This window comes from Nocardia sp. NPDC051750 (genome assembly GCF_044453135.1).
Classification (GTDB): Bacteria; Actinomycetota; Actinomycetes; order Mycobacteriales; family Mycobacteriaceae; genus Nocardia.
The window spans coordinates 397,351-415,370 of the sequence record NZ_JBITCK010000002.1 but is presented as its reverse complement, the minus strand read 5'-3'; the positions used below and the strand labels follow the sequence as shown (position 1 = coordinate 415,370).

At 68.0% G+C, this 18,020-nt stretch carries 14 protein-coding genes and 1 pseudogene; 6 read left to right on the top strand and 9 right to left on the bottom strand.

Annotated elements, in window-relative coordinates; genetic code table 11:
• Positions 1-57: 57 nt before the first annotated feature.
• Genes ACIA75_RS09120 through ACIA75_RS09100 form a run of 5 tightly spaced genes read right to left on the bottom strand, consistent with a single transcriptional unit; the run spans position 58 to position 4,333 of the window.
• Complete coding sequence (locus ACIA75_RS09120; protein WP_397101709.1) at positions 58-1,029, bottom strand: hypothetical protein; 972 nt, start codon at positions 1,027-1,029, stop codon at positions 58-60.
• A 43-nt stretch (positions 1,030-1,072) separates the two neighbouring features.
• A complete protein-coding gene (locus ACIA75_RS09115) occupies positions 1,073-2,041 on the bottom strand; it encodes a ScbA/BarX family gamma-butyrolactone biosynthesis protein (protein WP_397101707.1) in 969 nt (322 codons plus the stop codon).
• Positions 2,038-2,976: a nucleoside-diphosphate kinase gene (locus ACIA75_RS09110; protein WP_397101705.1), complete on the bottom strand. Its 939-nt coding sequence runs from the start codon at positions 2,974-2,976 to the stop codon at positions 2,038-2,040. Before ACIA75_RS09110 ends, ACIA75_RS09115 begins: the two co-directional genes overlap by 4 nt.
• Positions 2,973-4,049, bottom strand: a complete 1,077-nt coding sequence (locus tag ACIA75_RS09105; protein ID WP_397101703.1) for an SDR family oxidoreductase — start codon at positions 4,047-4,049, stop codon at positions 2,973-2,975. The genes ACIA75_RS09110 and ACIA75_RS09105 overlap by 4 nt, the downstream gene beginning before the upstream one ends.
• On the bottom strand, positions 4,046-4,333 hold the full coding sequence (locus tag ACIA75_RS09100) for an acyl carrier protein (RefSeq protein WP_397101701.1): 288 nt from the start codon (positions 4,331-4,333) through the stop codon (positions 4,046-4,048). Before ACIA75_RS09100 ends, ACIA75_RS09105 begins: the two co-directional genes overlap by 4 nt.
• A 1,334-nt stretch (positions 4,334-5,667) precedes the next feature.
• On the opposite strand from ACIA75_RS09100, the gene ACIA75_RS09095 reads away from it, so the two are divergent.
• Positions 5,668-6,288: a Vmc-like lipoprotein signal peptide domain-containing protein gene (locus ACIA75_RS09095; RefSeq protein WP_397103425.1), complete on the top strand. Its 621-nt coding sequence runs from the start codon at positions 5,668-5,670 to the stop codon at positions 6,286-6,288.
• Positions 6,289-6,530: 242 nt separating this feature from the next.
• Here ACIA75_RS09095 and ACIA75_RS09090 read toward each other — a convergent pair.
• Both ACIA75_RS09090 and ACIA75_RS09085 read right to left on the bottom strand, forming a co-directional pair.
• Positions 6,531-7,751 (bottom strand): annotated as a pseudogene (locus ACIA75_RS09090) (AMP-binding protein); the annotation flags it as partial.
• Positions 7,744-10,515, bottom strand: a complete 2,772-nt coding sequence (locus tag ACIA75_RS09085; RefSeq protein WP_397103423.1) for a PEP/pyruvate-binding domain-containing protein — start codon at positions 10,513-10,515, stop codon at positions 7,744-7,746. The gene ACIA75_RS09085 and the pseudogene ACIA75_RS09090, both read right to left, overlap by 8 nt.
• A 234-nt stretch (positions 10,516-10,749) precedes the next feature.
• Here ACIA75_RS09085 and ACIA75_RS09080 point away from each other — a divergent pair, with 234 nt between their 5' ends.
• The 3 genes from ACIA75_RS09080 (at position 10,750) to ACIA75_RS09070 (ending at position 13,087) form a co-directional block, all read left to right on the top strand.
• Complete coding sequence (locus ACIA75_RS09080; protein WP_397101699.1) at positions 10,750-11,448, top strand: ESX secretion-associated protein EspG; 699 nt, start codon at positions 10,750-10,752, stop codon at positions 11,446-11,448.
• A gap of 82 nt (positions 11,449-11,530) precedes the next feature.
• Complete coding sequence (locus ACIA75_RS09075) at positions 11,531-11,902, top strand: hypothetical protein (RefSeq protein ID WP_397101697.1); 372 nt, start codon at positions 11,531-11,533, stop codon at positions 11,900-11,902.
• Positions 11,903-12,058: 156 nt separating this feature from the next.
• Positions 12,059-13,087, top strand: coding sequence for a hypothetical protein (locus tag ACIA75_RS09070; RefSeq protein ID WP_397101695.1), 1,029 nt, complete (start codon positions 12,059-12,061; stop codon positions 13,085-13,087).
• 129 nt (positions 13,088-13,216) lie between these two features.
• Here the strand turns inward: ACIA75_RS09070 and ACIA75_RS09065 are convergent, their stop codons facing one another.
• Positions 13,217-14,035: an SAM-dependent methyltransferase gene (locus ACIA75_RS09065; RefSeq protein WP_397101693.1), complete on the bottom strand. Its 819-nt coding sequence runs from the start codon at positions 14,033-14,035 to the stop codon at positions 13,217-13,219.
• Positions 14,036-14,803: 768 nt separating this feature from the next.
• On the bottom strand, positions 14,804-15,766 hold the full coding sequence (locus ACIA75_RS09060) for a hypothetical protein (RefSeq protein ID WP_397101691.1): 963 nt from the start codon (positions 15,764-15,766) through the stop codon (positions 14,804-14,806).
• Between the two features lie 348 nt (positions 15,767-16,114).
• Here ACIA75_RS09060 and ACIA75_RS09055 point away from each other — a divergent pair, with 348 nt between their 5' ends.
• Both ACIA75_RS09055 and ACIA75_RS09050 read left to right on the top strand, forming a co-directional pair.
• On the top strand, positions 16,115-16,663 hold the full coding sequence (locus ACIA75_RS09055) for a hypothetical protein (RefSeq protein WP_397101689.1): 549 nt from the start codon (positions 16,115-16,117) through the stop codon (positions 16,661-16,663).
• Positions 16,664-17,212: 549 nt separating this feature from the next.
• Positions 17,213-18,019: a hypothetical protein gene (locus ACIA75_RS09050; RefSeq protein WP_397101687.1), complete on the top strand. Its 807-nt coding sequence runs from the start codon at positions 17,213-17,215 to the stop codon at positions 18,017-18,019.
• The last annotated feature ends 1 nt before the right edge of the window (position 18,020 follow it).

The following is an 18,020-nucleotide window of genomic DNA, read 5'->3' as shown; positions in this document are numbered from 1 at the left end:
CCGAAATTCTCGCAGGCCGGTCCCGGAAGCTCGGACGCCCCGTCCGCCCGATGAGTGTCAGGCGGGAACCGCGGCCTGCGCGATCAGAACGAGGTAGAAGACCACGATGAACAGGACCGCGGGCGCCACGGGGTATTCGGCGTCGCGGTGGCGCACGAACCGGACCGCACCGTAGATCGGCAGCAGGGCCGCCGGGATCGGCAGTAGTCCCAGCAGGCTACGCAGGCCCTCGTACTCCCACGGCCGCACCAGCCACAGGTCGGCGCCGAGCGCTACCGCGACGAAGAGCAAGGAAACGGCACAGCTCGCGCCGGGACCCAGGAGATTCGAGTAGTAGTGCTCCCCGGGACGTCGCTCATGGGCGGTTTTACGAGCGAACTCGAATTGCAGGAACGCGCCCGCGAAGATCACCGCGACCGGGGCCAGGGACCAGAAGGTCGCCGGGCGCCCGTCGCACACCGCACACGGTTCGTAGGAAGCCCAGCCGGCGGGCACGCCGGTGGTGTCGAGTACGGACAGCGCTACGTAAGCGGTGATCAGCAACTGGACCGGATAGGTGATCACGAGGTTGGCGAGGATGTTCTCCCGGAGCCGGACCGACAACCGCTCGACACCCCACAGGGCCAGTCCGTAGAGCAGTACGACGGCGACGGCGATCGCGGAACGCGCCGAGAGCAGCAGGCTCGCCGCGATCGCGCCGACGGCCAGGACCGCCATACCGAGCCGCAGGTCACGCGCGGTGACCGCGCCGGTCACGAGAGGCCGGTCCGGATTGTGCACCCGGTCGTACTCGAGATCCTTCTGTTCGTCGACCATCCGCAGGTACAACAGGACAACGGCGACCACCACCACCCGGCACAGTGTCGCCCGACCGGGTCGCCAGGAGTCCCACGGTGCCGTGAGCAGCACGATGGTCGCCTCCAGTGCGAAAACCCACAGCACTCCGTAGAGCAGATAGTGCGGTTTGTACATGACCGCGGTGAAATGCAGCAGGCGCCGCACGGTACCGGCCGGCTCTCCGGAACTCATCCGCACCCGCCCGGCCGCCTGGTCGATTCCCGGACAGCCGCGTTCATCCCGCCGCGCCGGCTTCCAGGAAGGCGAGATCCAGTTCGGCCGTGGTCGTATCGCCCTGCCGGATCACGCAGTGTGCCTGCGCGTGGCCCGCAGCGGTCGCTGTCGCCTCGGCCCGGCATTCCGTCGCCAGATCCAATTCCGTGAAGCGATCGAAACGGCTCGCCACACCGATCAGCTGCCGACGCTCCGGCCCGCCGGGCAGCGACAGCAGCGCGGTCTGCCGGGACGCCTCCAGCAGCGCACTGCCGGGGATGTGGTCGAGGCGGTGGTCGAACAGGAACGGGTGGCTGGGATCGATGGCCAGCGGCGCGGCTCCCCGATCGCCGTCCCGCTCGACGGCGCCCACCACCACATTGCGTGGATCGCGCCGTCCGACCGCGGCCGGATCCGTGGCCGCGACCGAGACCGCCGGTCCGACGACAGGGCTCAGACCCTGGCTCTTCCGGAAGACTGTGCGCAGGCCGGACCATTCGCCCGGGGACACCCAGGAGAACGAGCCGTCCACTGTCGTCAACGGCGTGCCGTCACAGGAGATTTCGAGGATCATATCGATCCCGCACACACCGGCGCCGGTACCGTGCAGTTGCACGACCTCGACGCCGAGTACCAGATCGGTGGGTTCGGGCCCGCTCACCCAGGCCGGTCCGGGGATTCCCGTGCCGTTGAACGTCCGCACCAGGAACACCGCATCCAGCGGCACCCGATAGAACTCGTGCGTGATGGCGATGGCCGTCTGCCGCGCGGTCTCCATCACCGCCAGCAGATCGTGCCGGCCGGCGAGCGCGCCGAGATGGTCCCCGTAGTAGGCGTGCATCCTGGGCAACTGCGCACCGGCCACGAACCGTCCCGCGGCGCGCGCGGCCAGGGAGGTGACGAAAACCTCCGAGACGGCCGTCCGGTGGGTCAGCTCCCGGCGGATCGGCTGCTGGTAGGAGACGTCCGCCTGCACGGCTTCCACACTCATCCGCGTTCCTCCCGCCAGTCCGCGGCGGTCACCGGCGGCAGGGTTTGCGGGCCGGTACCGACCCGCATGGGCAGGACATGGGAGCCGAGCACCACGGCCGACCACGGGTCTATTTCGTGGCCGGCGACCAGGGCCCGGGTGAGTGCGGCGGCGGGGTGGGCGGCGAAGTCCGGTGGGGCGGGGGTGCCCGCGCGGTCGAGATCACGGCGAATCCGGTCGACGGCGACGGCCGGGTCGAAGGACCGGCACGGGGTGCGCGCGTACAGGGCGTCGGCGAGCTCACGTGCGGTTTCGGCGTGGCTCGCGCCGGTGTAGGCGCGGCCGATCACTTCCGCGCGCTGGTTCTCGGCGAAGTAGATCGCGAGTTCGCGGAGGACGTCGGCGGGGTCGTCCGGGGTGTGCACCAGGTTGAGCAGGAAATTGTGCTGTCCGAGCTGATAACGCAAGTGCCCGGGTTGCCGCTTCCGCGGATCGGTGGGGCCTTTGGCTTCGGTGAGCCGGATCGGGGCCGGGACGTCATCGTCGGTCCCGCTGACCACGAGCAGCAGGGCGTCGGAGATCGCGGCCAGCAGCTCGGCCAGGCGGCGGCGCTCCGGCGAAGCGATGTTCCAGGCGAAGTACCACAGGGCGCGCACCAGATGCCGGTTCACCGGCACGGTCTCGGCACCGACAACGCGGAACCCATTGTCGGCCAGCCATTTCAGTGTCGGTTCCACGGCGCGGGCCACAATGGCGTCCGGTTTCAGGAGCAACAGCGAATGCCGCCTGGCGAAACCGGCGGCGTCGATACCCAGCCGTGCCAGCTGTTCCACACTTTCCAGCACGTAGGTATCGGACAGGTACGCGGTGACCTTCTCCCGCTGGGGCGTGAGCGAGGTCAGCAGGGTGGTCAGGGTGCCGGGCCGCGCCGCTACGGGCGCTCGGTGATCGATCATCTGTTCCACTCCGTACCCGTTCCGGCCAGCACTTCTTCGATAGTCGGCAGTGGGTCACCGAGGTAACCCGACTCCAGGCAGTGGTCCAGCAGCAGCCGAAGGTATTCCTTGCCGGAGCCGGGCGGCGGATGCCCGACGAGTTCCTCGGCGTGTTCGGTGCCGAAGGTCTGCCGACGGGTGAAATAGCTGGTGTAGAGCGAGCCGATGCGGCGATAGTATTCGCGTTCGATCGGGTCCAGATCCGATTCGGCGAAAGTGGTTTCGGGAACGAACGTCGCCACCGCGAACGACGGATACTCGGCCAGCACATCGGAGATCTCGCGCAGCGACAAGGTATCCCGGCCGACGGCGTGCAGTGTCCGCCCGGAAGCAGCCGCGATATCGAGGACCGCCGCCGCTACCACATCGGCGACATGGTCGACCGGCGCGAGCGTGACGGTGGCGTCGTAACGACCGGGCAGCGACCGGAGTTTGCCCTCCACCATGAGTTTCAGCACGGTGTACAGGTTCTTGTACTCGCGGATCTCCCCGGTCGCCGACGAACCGGTGACGATGCCGGGGCGAACCACCGTCCAGCGCAGCCCGTCGGCCGCTCGGACGGCACGCTCGGCCGCGAACTTACTTGCCTCGTAACGGGTTCCGAACTCAGAACTGTGATCCAGCTCGTGTTCCGGGATGACTCCGCCGCGCATCCCGCACACGTAGGCGGTGCTCAGGTGGACCAGTGCGGCGTCCCAGTCGAGAGCGAGCGCGATCGCGTGCTCCGTCCCACCGATGTTCAACTCCGCGTACTCGCTGTCGGTGGCATCGAAGGCGGTGGTCGCGGCGCAGTGCACGATCGTCTCGACGCGCGCGCCGAGTTCGGCGCGCACCGCGGCACTCATCCCGAACCCCGGCCGCCGGATATCGCCGATCCGGAAATCATCCACCGCGAGGCGGTTTCCCGCGGTGCCGATGATCTCGGGTGCGGTATGCCGCAGCGCCACCACCTCGCGGCCCGCCGCGATCAGCCGCGCCACCACCTCGGCACCGACCAGCCCGCTCGCCCCGGTCACCAATACCGCGCCCGTCATGCGCGGTTCTCCCGTTCCAGACCGGCGCGGATCAACTGCACGACCTGCCCCACCCGCAGCACCCCCGCCAGCTCTTCGGGCCGGTACCCGGGCAGCCCGAAGGTACGTTCGAGCACCACGGTCAGCTCCATGAGGCGCAGCGAATCGAACCCGAGATCCTCGACGAGCCGGCTCTGCTCGGCGCAGACCGTATCCGGTTTCGGCGCCATCGCCGCAATTACCCGGTACACCTCACGCCCCATATCGGCATCGCTTACGACGGCCCGTCGCTGCCGCTCACTCATCACCGCACCTCATCGGCTCTCGGTTCTGTTCTGCGCGACTTCACACTGCACCGATGGTTCACTCGCCGCCACTCGGCCACGTCTATTCCCCTTCCCGGATATGTGGCTGCCGGCCGCCGGAGGTCAGCAGGTCGCGGGCTTCGTCGAGGGGTAGTTCGGCGTCCAGATAACCGGCCACCCGCAGCCAGTCGTAGCCGATCCCCAGGGTGCGGCGCCATTGTTCGCGGGAATCGAACGACGCCGGGAAGTTCTCTTCACCCGCGACCGCGCGCACCCGCACGACGAATTCCTCCAGCACCCGCAGCGCCGCGGTGGTATCCCCGTCCGGATCGCCGAACCGCACCTGCTGCGCGGCCCGCAGAGCGCCGAGCAATTCGTCCCGGCCGGCGAGCTGCGCGGGTAGCACCCGGGCCAGGGTCGGTGCGGCAGCGACGTCGGCGGGCAGCGGATGGACACCGAAAGCGGACAGCAGCACCCGCACGGCCATGGCGAGCAGCCGGTGCGCCGCGATCTCGGCGACCGCCCACTGACCGTTTTTCACCGCACCCGTCAGATCCTCCCGGGCGTTCTCCAGCACAATATTCGACCAGACCAGCCCCATCCCACAGGCGACGAACCGCTGCGCGGGCAGCGGCGACAGCGCCACCGGCTGATCCGCCCCGGCGGCCCCGCTCACCCCGACCACCGGAAGCGCCGGGCACGGCGGCGGGTTGTAGGGCCGCACCGGCGGACACATGGCGAGCGCGGCCGTGATCAGGGCGTCCCCGCGCCACTGCACTCCGACGAAACCCAGTCGCACGAATTCGGCCAGGTCCGGGCCGATGTCCCCGGCCCGGTCCAGGATCGCCGCCACCGATCGCCGGAACACCACCGAACGCCACGCCCGTGCCGCCGCGCCGGACAGGACGAACACCTCGCTGTCACCGCGCAGGATGTGGACACGCTCGCCGACCTGCCAGGTGGTGACACCCGGGACCCGGGCGAGGATCACCCGCCCCGGATCATCGGTAACTCCGTCGACACCGAGTTCGGCGGCGAACTCCAGGGCCCGCGCCCAGTCCGGTCCGGAGCCGCCGCGGAACTCGCGGTATCTCCCGGAGACCGAAGTACCATCGACGCCCAGCCGATTCAGCTGCTCCGGAACCCATTTCGTCTCGAGATAGGTTTCCCCGCGCCGCGCCGCCCACGACTTCACCGCCTGCAACAGACCGTCCGCCAGCCAATCCGCCGCGTCGACGCCGGCACCCAGCGCGCGCCACACCACCGCGTACCGCAGCGCCTGCCGCGCCCGGCCCGCCCACCAGCCGGCGATCCGCTGCGCGAATTCGTGATGGGTGAGCACCGCGTGCAGTTCGGTGAGATCGACCCGATCGCCCGGACGCACGGGGGTGGATCGCAGGAAACGCTGGCATCTGTTCAGCACATCCTCGTCCAGCACCGCCGGGTCCGCGGCCGCGGCGACCGTCGTCAGCTGCCGGCGTAATTGCGCGACCGACCGGGTCCGGATCTCCACCCGCCGGCCCTCGACGAACAGTACCGCCGGCAGCGTCGGCAGCTCCTCCGCGCCCGGTGCCACCACCAGGAAATCCACATCCGAGCCCGCGTTGCCGAACCCCTCGGCCAGCGACCCTTCGAACAGCACGGCGGCCCCGGCGGGAACCGTGACCCGGTCCAGCGCCGCATCCAGCAGCTGGGTGATGCGCTCGGCCGGCAGCGACGGACGCGGGGCAGCCCCCGGCGTCGCGTGCACCACCGCCCCCTCGAGGGCGCCCTCCCGGAATCGCTGCCACATATACCGGCGGCGCGGTTTACCGCTGGAGGTGCGCCAGATGATGCCGCGCGGACCGGTCACCACGGTGACGGTCTGCGCGGGCCCCAACTGTCCCGCGATGATTCCCCGCGCCTGCGCGATCCACTCCCCCGGCGCGGCTTCGGCGAACAACGCGATCCCCTGACCCCCGGCGTCGGGTATCGCCACGGCGGCCAGTTTCCCCTTGGTGATCCCGGTCTCCTGGGCGACCCGCGACTCGATATCCTCCATGAACACCGGCCGTCCGCGCACCTTCAGGCTCGACCCCATCCGGCCGAGCACGAAAACCTCGCCCTGATAGAGGAACCCGGCATCACCGGTGTACAGCACCCCGTCGGTTATCCGCGTCGACGCGGCGGGTTCCGGCGGGCCCGAATACCCGAGCGCCACCGAATCGCCGAGGACGGTCATCTCGCCCAGCGTTCCGTCGGGTACCGGCCGGCCGTCCGCGTCCACCACCCGCACCGTCGACTCCGGGGTGGAGAACCCGAGCCCGTTGATCCAGCCGGAACCGGTTACCGTATGCCCGTCCGACAATGTCTCGGCGGCCAGCACCGTCACCGGTGCGCCGAAGCGCAATGCCGCGGTGTCCAGGCGCAGTGCGGTGATCGGCCGGTCGCGGGCCGACGACGTCACCATGAGTGTCGCCTCCGCCAAACCGTAGGCGAGGGTGTAGGCGCTCATGGAAAACCCTTGCGACGCGGTGAGTTCGGCGAAAGATTGCAGATCGGCGACCTCCACCGGCTCCGAACCCACCGCCAGGGTCCGCCAGCCGGACAGGTCCAGGTCCGCGATATCGGCCGGCCGCACCCGGTGCGCCACATAGCCCAGCGCGAACGACGGTGACGGGGAGTGCTGGGCCCGGGTCATCGCCCGCAACCAGCGCACCGGGTCGCGCACGAACTGATCGGGCCGCATCAGATAGAGATCGCCCTGATTGGTGACAGTGGTGAGAAACGCACCCACCAGGCCCATATCGTGGTAGAGCGGCAGCCACGACACCATCGCCTCCCCGGGCCGCCAGTCCACCAGCGCGGAGATCATCGCGATATTGTTCGCCAAGTTGCGCCAGCTCACCCGCACCCCGCGCGGGGTTCCGGTGGACCCGGAGGTGAACTGCAGCAACGCGCAGTCGCCGGGTTCGGCGAATTCCCGCCGCGCGGGGGCAGCCGGGAGCGAGTCCGTATCGACCACCACGGGTTCGTCGGTGCGTCCGGCGGCCGCCTGCGCCTGCCGCGCCAGCTCCCGGAACTCCACAGAGGTCAGCACCAGCAGCGGCTCGGCCTGCCGGAGAATCGACCCCACATGCGCCACATACTGTTCCAGGTCCCCGTACATCGGCGGCGCCACCGGTGTGAACACACCACCGCAGGCCCAGACCGCGTAGAACGCTGCGGCACAAGGGAATCCGGTGGGCATGATCACGCAGACCCCCGCGCCCGGCCGCATACCGTGTTCGCGCATCAGCGCTGCCACCGACCAGCTCAGCTCCGCCAGATCGGGGTAACTGCGGTAGTCCCAGCCGTCACCCTCGTCTGCGAAATACACGCCCGTATCGGCGGCGGGCCGCACGAGCCAATCCCGCACCGCCGCAACACCGTCATCCATCGCCGTGACCTCCTCCGGCGAGCACCGTGACGGTGCCCGCCCCTCCGTCGACACGGATCCGCATCCCCGTCCGCAGCTTCCGGGTGCTGCCCGGCACCTGGACCACCGTCGGCACCCCGAGCTCCCGCGCGACGATCGCCACGTGGGTGAGCGGGCTCCCCCGTTCGATCACCAGCGCGGACGCCGACGGCAGCGCCGCCACCCAGCCCGGGTCCGTGCGGTAGGCAACGAGGATTCCGCCGGCCACATCGCGCGGGTCGTCCACCACCACCGCGGTTCCCTCGACGATGCCCGCGGCCGACGGGATCCCGGCCAGCACATCCCCGGGAACCGCGGCCGGGACATCGGTCAGCGGAACCCACCCCTGCGCCGCCAGCTCCGCATCCGGGAAATCGGGCCCCACTGTGGTGAACCGCGCGGGCGCCACGAGTTCGGCATCCGAGGTGCGGGCGATCTTGCGGGCCGCGATCCGGTCGCGCAGATCCGGCATCGGTACCTGGTCGTAGCAGTTGCGCAGTTCGTCCACGGTCAGATAGAAGACATCGGCGAACTCGTCGATGATCCCGCGGGCGGCGAGATCGCGGCCCATCACCCGGATCATCCGTTTCACCATCCCGAACGCGCGGGTCCGGCAGAACCGCAACCGCTCCCGGTGTGCGGCGCAGCGCGCGGTTTTGGCCCGTACCCGGTCGTAGAGCCACCGGCGGATTCCGCGGAGGTGTTCGTCGAGGTACGCGTCCGGGTCGATCGTGGTACCCGCCGGTTCCGCCGCCCCGGCCCGGCCCAGCGCGCTGCGCAGCAGGAGGAACAGCCCCGCCGGTTCCTCCCGCAGATCCGGGGCCTCCAGTTTCAGTTCGTCCACGCTGCGGTATCCGTACCGATCGAGATATTCGTCGACCTCGGTGCGGAACTCCTGGTAGCCGCCGGTGCGCAGCGCCTCGTAGGTCTGCCCGGGGTCGGTGGACAACAGCAGCGCGGTCAGTTCCGGGTCGTCGTGCGCGTGCCGGGCCAGATCGGTCATCGCGCGGGCCGGTTCCGCGGATTCGATATCGGCGCCCGGGCCCACGATCGCGTACAGCAGGGATTCCGGCGCCTGCGGCAGGAACGCCTTGGTCAGGGCGAACATGGCGCCGGTGAGGGTCAGCAGAATCGCGTCCAGCACCATCATCGGACCCCACCGCAGCACGAGGTCCCGGTCCACCCGGCGATAGGCCGCGTAGGCGTGTTCCCCGTGCACATAGTCCATCGCGTCGTAGCGGTCGTACACGCGGTAGAACTCGTCACAGAATTCCCGCATCATCGCATCGATACCGAATATCCGGCGGAGGTAGACGACGGTGGTCCGGGCCCGCGACCAGGCCCGGTGCACCGGCGAGCCGAAGGTGAAGGGGCGCAGCGTATTCGCGATATCGTCCGGCAGCGGTTCGGCCACACCGAGCGCCGCCTCCAGCACCTTGCGGTTCACCGCGTACCCCGGCGCGATTCCCACCATCCGGTACCAGTGCAGCAGGTTGTAGTACACGCGGCCGTGGAAGCTGCCGAGCAGGTACGGGGTCCACGAATCCGTCTGCTGCACCTGTTCTTCCGGCACGCCGAGCGATTTCGCATAGCCCCGGTAGACGCGGCCGTAGATACCGGCGGCGACGGTGAAGGTCAGGGGCGAGGTCAGCCCTTGGAAACTTTCGATGATGTTCGAGTTGTCCCAGATCCGCATGTCGCCCGGCGCCACCGGTTCCCCCGCGCCACGCAGCACCACCGCACCGGCCGGACCGCCGTGAACCAAGCGCAGCCCACCGCGTCCACCGGCCTCTCCGGCGGACGGTGGCCCGGGCGAATCCCGCAGTGCGGTGATGGGCCGCGCCTGCAGGAACCACAACCCATCGGCATCGATCGCCCACTCGATGTCCTGCGGCCCGCCCAGCGCACGGGCCAGCGCCCGGCCCCGGCCGGCGAGCACCGTCACCTCCTCGTCACCGAGTACAGGCGCGCTCCGCCGCCGGGCCGCCACCTCGCGCACCACCACGCCCGGCCCGTCGGCGGCCACATACTCGACGTCCTTGTCGCCGACTACCCGGTCGACGATCTCTCCCGCCGCGTCCACCACCGCCGTGTCGGCGTCGACCGCCCCCGACACCAGCCCTTCCCCGAGCCCGTACACGGCGCTCACCACTGTCTCGTCCGCCGAACCGGTCGCCGGGTTCCGGGTGAACAGCACCCCACCGGCCCGCGCCACGACGAAACGTTGCAGCAGGACAGCGATCTCGGTCGCCGGCGTCCGGCCTCGCGCGAACGCATACCGGACCACTCTTTCGGCGAAACACGACGCCCAACAGGCCCGCACCCGATCCTCGACCCCGGCCGCACCGGTCACATTCAGATACGAATCGAACAGTCCGGCAAACGAATCCGTGTCTCCGTCCTCGCCCACCACCGACGACCGCACCGCGACGGCCCCGCCGCCGAGCCGCGCGTACGCGGCCCGCACGACCTCCCGCGATTCGCCGAAAGCCGCGCTGGGTTCTCCCGCCAATTCCGCCTGTATCCGCCGCGCCAGCCCCAGCGCCGTCTCGAGATCCCCGGCCCGCCCATACGCACCGAGCAGCTCCCCCAGACCGGCCGCGGCCACATACCCCGCGAAAACATCCGTGCCGAGCACCACCCACTCCGGTACCTGCGCACCCGCCGCCCCCAGCGCATACAGTCCGCGTGCCTTGCCTCCACCGAAAGCCGCGATATCCGCTTCGGCGTCGTCCGCTCCGAGCACCCGCAAGAACCGACCTCCAACCCTGTCTGCCGCAGCAGAACATCGTTGCCCGTTCCGCATGAGTAAACCCGAGGATCAACCTGTCTATCGCCTAATCGGGCCTTGTGTTAACCCACAAATTCTCCGGCGCGCAGCCTTCGCGCCGGCCGTGCGCGTGCCGCGGATGCGCCCCGCACCACCGGACCCAGTAGGCTGTTGTGGCCCGCGCAGGTATCGGTGAGGATGTGATTCCGCGTGAGTTGGAGCCTGACCCCCGACGAATTCGCGCATGTATGGCGCCAAGCCGACCTGGACCGGCTCCCCTATCCGCTGCGTGTCCTCGAATCGCCCCGCACCGAGCGCGACGCCCAGCTCCTGCGGGCCGAACTCGCCCAGCGCCTCCCACCGAATCCCGACCTCGACGCCTGCCTGCGCATCCTCGCCGCCCCGCAGACCCGCGTGATCGCCATCGGCGCCACCGCCGACCCCGGCCGGGAACTGCGCGCGCTGGGTTGCGTCGTCTACGACCGCGCCGTACTCGCGGTACAGGAACCCGGCCGCACCCCGGAGTTCGGCGGCACCATCCGGTTGTCCATCGGGCACAGCGCCAAGCTCGGCGCCCGCTTGGCGGCGGTACTGCCGGATTCGCGGGCAGGGCGTCAGCCGGCGCGCACCGCCAGCGCCGCGGCGGTCCGCGATACCGAAACCGTTGTCCAGGAAGAACGCGCCGCCGCACCGATCCGCAAGCTGCTGCGCGCCCCGCACACCGCACAGGGCCATATCCGGATCGAAGCCCATCTCGACCAGCCGAAACCACCCCCGCCGCTGCACTACACCTGGCTCGACCTGGCAAACGACGGCCGCTACCTGCTCAAAGCCGACGAATCCGTGCATATCGTGCCCGCCTCCACCGAACAACTCGCCACCCACCTGCAGAAGCGGATCCCGGCCTGACGAGGCGATCACCGCCGACCCTCTGCCCGCGGCGACCGGTTGCGGCTAGGCTGAGCGGGACCGACGGAGGGGTACGCCAGTCATGATCGAAGACAGCCGAGCCGAGATCATCCGGTTCCGACAAGCAGCCCATGCGGGAACCGTCACATTCGATCCGGAGGCCGCCCGCCGCTGCGCGGAGTTCTACGACCGGCAAGCCGAGAAACTGATCTCGCTGCGGCAACGCCTGGAAGATGTCGCCGACCCGCGCGGATTCGGCGGTCTGATCTCCGCCGAGCAGTTGCAGGCCGGTTTCGGTCACAAGGCCCGCGACGCCGCGGCCCTGCTCGACCACTACATCGAAGCCGCCTACCGCATGAAGGAGGCGTTCCTGATCAGCGGCGGCCTGTACGAGGAAGCCGACGCCGCGAACGCCGCGGCCATGCGCGCCGTCGAAGCGAGGATCACCCGATAATGCAGCCTTCGCTCCGGCCTCCGCCGACCACAGGTACTCCCTCCGGAAGAGGTGCGAACATCCCCTTCGCTGCGGCCTCCGCCGACCCCATGTACTCGTTTCGAAGAAGGTGCGATACCTCCGCCGACCATATGTACTCGCTCTGAAGGAGGTTCGATGAGCGGCAGCGACCCCGACTACATCAGCGCGATGGAGCATTTCGAAGCCATGCGCCACGCGGATATCTACCAGGCCACCCAGCAGATCGACGCCGGGGAGATCCTGCGCATCTCCGGCACCTGGATGCACACCGCCGCCACCCTGCAGAGCACCTTCCCGCTCACCCGCGCGAACGCCGACCTGGTGATGAACGAAGCGGAATGGGAGGGCGAGGCCGCCGACGCCGCACTCGCCTGCACCCGCAGTTTCTCCGAATCGATCGAGGAACTGGCCGGGGTGATCGGGCAGGTCGGCCTGCGCCTGGGCGCGGTGGCCGCGGCCGCGGAAGCGGTGAAGATCGCAGTGGTCCCGCCCGGCGATACGGGTCCGGTCGGCGCGCTCGCCCGCCTGCTGGAAGCGGCGAAGGTGATCGACGCGGACATGGTGCAGGAGGTTCTGCGCCAGGAAGCGATTCTCACCATGAACATGGTCTACAAACCGGCGTACACCGCGGCCGGCAGCGGCGTCCCCGCCCTTCCCGAACCCCCGCCGCCCCCGGGCGCCCTGCCCCCGCTGTCCCCGCCCATCGCCACTCCCCAGGTCGCCCCTTCCCCCGCACCCGAACCGTCGTCCACCGGCACCGCGCCGGAAAACGAAGCGTCCGACCTGCCCGACCAACCGGGCACCATCCCGGCACCCCCGCCGCCCGCCGGACAGGCCCCGGCGCCGGAAACGGCTCCGCCCCACGATGCCCCGGACACCACTCCGGATCCTCCGGCACCGGTTCCCGGACAGGACGCAGAACAGCCGCCCGGCCCGACCGAGCAATCGACTCCGACCGCGCCGCCTGCACCCCCCGCCCCACCGGAAGCACCGGCACCCGCCGAGCCACCGGCACAGGAGCCGCCACCGGCCGCAGCCGCACCACCCGCACAGAACCCGACCGGTGTCCCACTCTCCGACCCGGAGGGCCAACCCGGGATCACCGGACCGGTACCGGGCGGCCGCGCACCGGATCAGCCCGGGGTCATACCGCCACAGTCGTGAGGGTTGTCCAGCACGGCGCGGAGCAGTTCCTCGGGCGTTCGAGCTGGGAAGTAGCCGGTCCGGATGGCCGACCGTGGACTGATCGAGCGCATTCCGGGTCTGGGGCGGGCCCGTCCGGCACCGCATCAACTACGTCTTGAGCGCGACGCCGCCCGTCATGAAGCGGACACCGACGGTGGTGGCGTCGATGACGATCTCCTCCGGCCGCCAGAGCGGTAGGGGAACGATACCCGGCGGGAGGATCTCCAGTCCGTCGAAATACTCGGCCAGCTCCGCAGGCGTCCGCACGCGGCCCGTTCCGAGCTGCGACAGCAGCACCTCCTCGAGCTGATCGCTCTCCGGGGTATCGCTGAGCCGGGTGAAGTTGGTGATGAAGAAGTACGAACCGGCCGGCACAGCATCCCGCAAGGTCGCGACGATCCCGTTCGGATCCTCCTCGTCGAGAAGGTGGTGCAGGATCCCGACGAGCATCACGCACACCGGCTTGTCGAAGTCGATCAGCTCCCGCACTTCCGGGAGCGCGAGCACCTCGTCGGGCTTGCGAATATCCGCGGTGACCACCCGCGTATTGGCGTTGTTCTCCAGGAGCGCCCGGCCGTAGGCGAGCACGATCGGATCGATATCGACGTAGACGACCTTCGCATCCGGATTCACCTCCTGCGCCACCTCATGCGTATTGCGCGCGGACGGCAGGCCGGAACCGAGATCGAGGAACTGCGTGATCCCCTGCTCAGCGGCGAGATAACGCACCACCCGGTGCAGCATCGCCCGGTTGTGCAGCGCAATCTCTTTCAGTTCCGGCATGACGGCAAGGCTCGCCTCCGCCACCTGACGATCGATCTGATAGTTGTCCTTACCGTTCAGCATCACGTCGTACACGCGCGCGGCGGTCGGTGCCCCATCATCGAAAACGACGCTCTGGGACTGTTCTGACTCTTCGGTGGACATCGACAGCCTCTCGTCACAATCAGCAATAGCCGTCGCCAGCATAGCCAACTGAGCCTTCCTCCGGGCTGTGAGTCACCGTCGTTCCCGCTGCCGTCCGGCGACTGAACCGATTCCGCGACAGAATGTTTCGAAGCCTGCTCGAGTATTGCCGGCCGCCGGCACCGAGGATTTCCGAGTGCGGTCGCCCACCTCCTTGTGGAGCGACGTCGGGCGGTGACCCGAGAGCCTCAGCCGAAACCCGGAATGGCGGAACCGGTCGGAACCTGGGACCGTGGATAAGCACCGGCCAGAGTCCAGCCCATGGGCGCCCCACCCGCACACCTGGGGTTGACGTCGCGCGTAGTGTGCGGCTCGAAGACCTCTGACCAGGGCAGAGATTCGAAGGTATAGACAGGCGGCGGTGGCGTGGCCGGGTCGACCGGCGGCAGCGGCGGGTGGAATACCGAGCAAGTCACGAATCCGTGCACGATATACGCCTCACCGTTGCCATTGGTGCACCGCGCCCCGTCGCAGTGAACCCCCGGCGCGAGGTCGACCGCGGCGGCGCCGGGAACAGCGACACCGACCGCGGCGCAACTCGCCGCGGCGATAACGGCCACACGAAAAGCATGCCGAAACTGCATAATTCCCCCTCGGAAAGTCGTTCGCCACCGACGCTATTCGCTGATCCCGTGCAAATCAAGGGTAGACAACCCAACCGGCCGAACTCCGGCGCGACGCAGCGGAATGCCGGCCGATCCAGCCCTACACCTGCCGCGACCACCGCGATCAGGGCTGCGGCAGTTGTTCCACTACCCGCCGCGTCACCTCGTCCAGGACGAAGGCATTACTGCCATGGACGGAGACCATCGGTTCCGAACCGTCCGAGGAGGACTCGGTCTCGTCCGGCAACGGCGACCCGACAACGGCGTTGTAGGTCAGATGACCGTCTCCGCCGTCGTAAACGTCGACCGGGTGCCCGGCAACGGTGAACGCGACTTCCCTTTCCACACCGGAAATTATCGACTGGTACTTGTATTCCATCAGGATCTCGTCACCTCGATAGGTGAACGAGCAGTTCCACAGTGTCTGTGCGTCACCGAGTACCACACCATCCAGCGTCCTGGGCACCGCGCACGGATCCTGTCCGGTGAGCGCGGTGACCTCCATATCGGGCGAGGTTCCGTGCGCAGGCTCGGCAGCCAGTTGCGTCAGCGCGGTGGACAGCAACTGTCCGACGACCGGGCACGGATCGGTATCGGGCCGCGTAGTCACCTGCAGGTACAAACTCGCCGTCGACGGATACCGGGCCGTGGACGAGCAGGTTCGCCGGGTGAGCTCGGCCGGGTCTACATCAGGTTGGGTATCGCGGTCCGAAACCGTCCACACCGTAGCCTCCCCCACCGTGCTCGTAGTCCCGTACGGCAGCTCGGCATCCCCGCGCACCGGATCCACGGCCACACTCCAGCTCACAGTGGTCGCCTCGGACTCCCCCACAGCCCCCGAACTCGCCGCACACTCACCCGGACCCGTTGCGCGCACCGAGACCTCACCCAGTGAGGCCAGATCCTCGCGCGGCAGCAGGGCACACACATCGAGAGCCCGGGCACGCTGCCGGACCTCGTCCAACTGCTCGGCATTCTGCGGGACCGCAACCCACAGAGCATCGAGACCAGCCTTCGACGATTGCGATTCGGAACTGCACGCGACCGCCGCCACCAGAACGGTGATCAGCAGAGACCAACGGAGCACGATTCCCCCTCGAAGACGCAGATAACCGGCAAAATCCTACCGCACCTCCCGAACACGGCCGGATCGTCGCCCAACCCTGCGACACAAGGGTTTCGAACCCCGACCCCCCTGCACGACAGCGCGCCGCGATGTGCTGTCGGCCTCCCACATCCCCCCGCAGGCCGCACCATCACCCTCCTCCGCGCCTGACACCGACGCCAGCTTCTACCCACACCTCAGAAGCGGTCACAGAGCCCGGTATCGCCGCACCGAGCCGTTCCGTCCGGTGCGAACCGGTCATAATCTTGTGGCCCTCCCGGCGAGGGTGTTGGTGCGATAGGGTGAGCCCGTACAGAAGGGGGGATTCAGATGACCGGTCCACTGAACAATCCGGGATATCACGCTCTGCGACCGACTTCCGGATACGCTGCACCGTCGGGCCTTTCGCCACAATCGTCGAACAACGGAACTGCCCTGGCGGCTGCCATCATCGGCTTGCTCGGCGGAATCGTCGCTACCGTGCTGGCGGTCAATTCCTATTTCGCGTGGCGGAATTATGTCGAGATGATGGATGAACTCAACGACGGGATGCCGTCATCCATCGTGCCCGACCGGAGTCTGTTCGGGTATGTGCTGGCGTTCGCGGTGATGGGGGTCCTCCTGCTCGCCGGCGCGGGATTACTGTTCGCTAGGACTCAGCTCGGCCGGGTACTGCTGATCATCGGTGGCGCGGTCGGAGTGCTGGCCGCATTCGTCCCTACGCTCGGTGAGTTGACCGAATCCGACCATGTCCCCGAACTCGGCCTCCTCGTTCTGCAACTGTTCATGTCCGCCGCGCTGGCATTCGTCCCCGCGGCGGCCGCTGTGCTGGCCGCCCTGCCCGCAACCGGACGCTGGATCGACGCACGCCCACGATGATTCGGGCTATTTCCGAAGGGAATCCGTTCCGGTCGACCAGCAACCCGTCCACAACCTGCGATCGACGCAGCACGGCTCCGAGATCACTGGCCATACCCGTCGGCATCGTTCGAACAGGGATCAGCTCAGTAGTCGCATCGGCGCGCCGATAGTGGCCAGACCGCCGATGATCCATTGCTTGACCAGCCGCCCCAGACTCAGGTACCTACCGTCCTCGCATACGACATGCGACGTCGCTCCCGGATGCCAACTCGGAGCGCACACCAGACGCTGGGCCTTCCCCGGCGCCTATCCGCTGTCCCAGGTCCCCACCGGCTCCGCCGGTTTGGGCATCGGCTGACCGGTTGGCGTCGAGATGCACTACCTGTCTCCACCTCCGTGGCAGCGAACCGTCGTCATCGAGCGCGACGGATCGACCCGTTTGACAGTTCAACTCCTGAGGTGCACGATGATCCTCGTTTGGGTTATACGCTACGGGGGGAATAATGCCGGTTCGCGGCCAGTGTTCAGCTCCCGCAGAAGAATTCAGTTCGACAACGAGGTGCTGCGATGACGAATGGGGGTTGGTTCAACCATTATGACGACCCTGATGATGATGCATGGGACGATGAGCCGCTGACCCCAACAAAGTGGGGTGCCGGCAATTCACATCCAACGCAGATGCCGGCCCCCGTTCCGCCGCCGCCTCAGCCCCCTCTCTCCGGACCGGAACCGAATCGCGTAGCCCCCGCCTCGCCGCGAACACATTCGGACTCGGAGTTACCTCGAACCGGTCCGGCGCCGCAGCATGTCAACCGGAAATCAGTTCTGGTAGAAGTTCAATGCGGTTTGGACGGGCTGCCGACGGCCATCACACTCAAGTCGTCCTGGAAAACTGCGTTTACTCCAGCGCAGTACGGACAGTCGATCATGGACTCCTACTACTTCGCAGTTCAGGAGTTGGTATCCAAGATAGTCGAAACCGGAACGATGCCGCCGGCGGCAATATCGTCATTACGTGATGCTGCACCCCTTTTGCTGCGGACCCGGACTCATGAGGAATACACGAGTCTTTATAACGAGTTGTTCACCCAGTCTGTACACACAGTGTACGGTCCCGGCCGTAATCGATACGGCCAGCCAGGGCTGGTCGTAGCCGCGAAGCCCTCACGGTTGATATCGGTCACCATCGACCCGGACTGGGCTGGGACTGTCGACGCAAAGTATATCGCGCAGGACATTATCGATTGCTGCGCGCATGTTCGTGCACAGAAGCCCGAAGTTATTCGCGATACCCAACTGGACCACGAGTCCGACCGCGAATTGGCTGCGCGTCTCGTTCGGCACGAACGAACCCTTCTGCAGAATGGAATCTGAG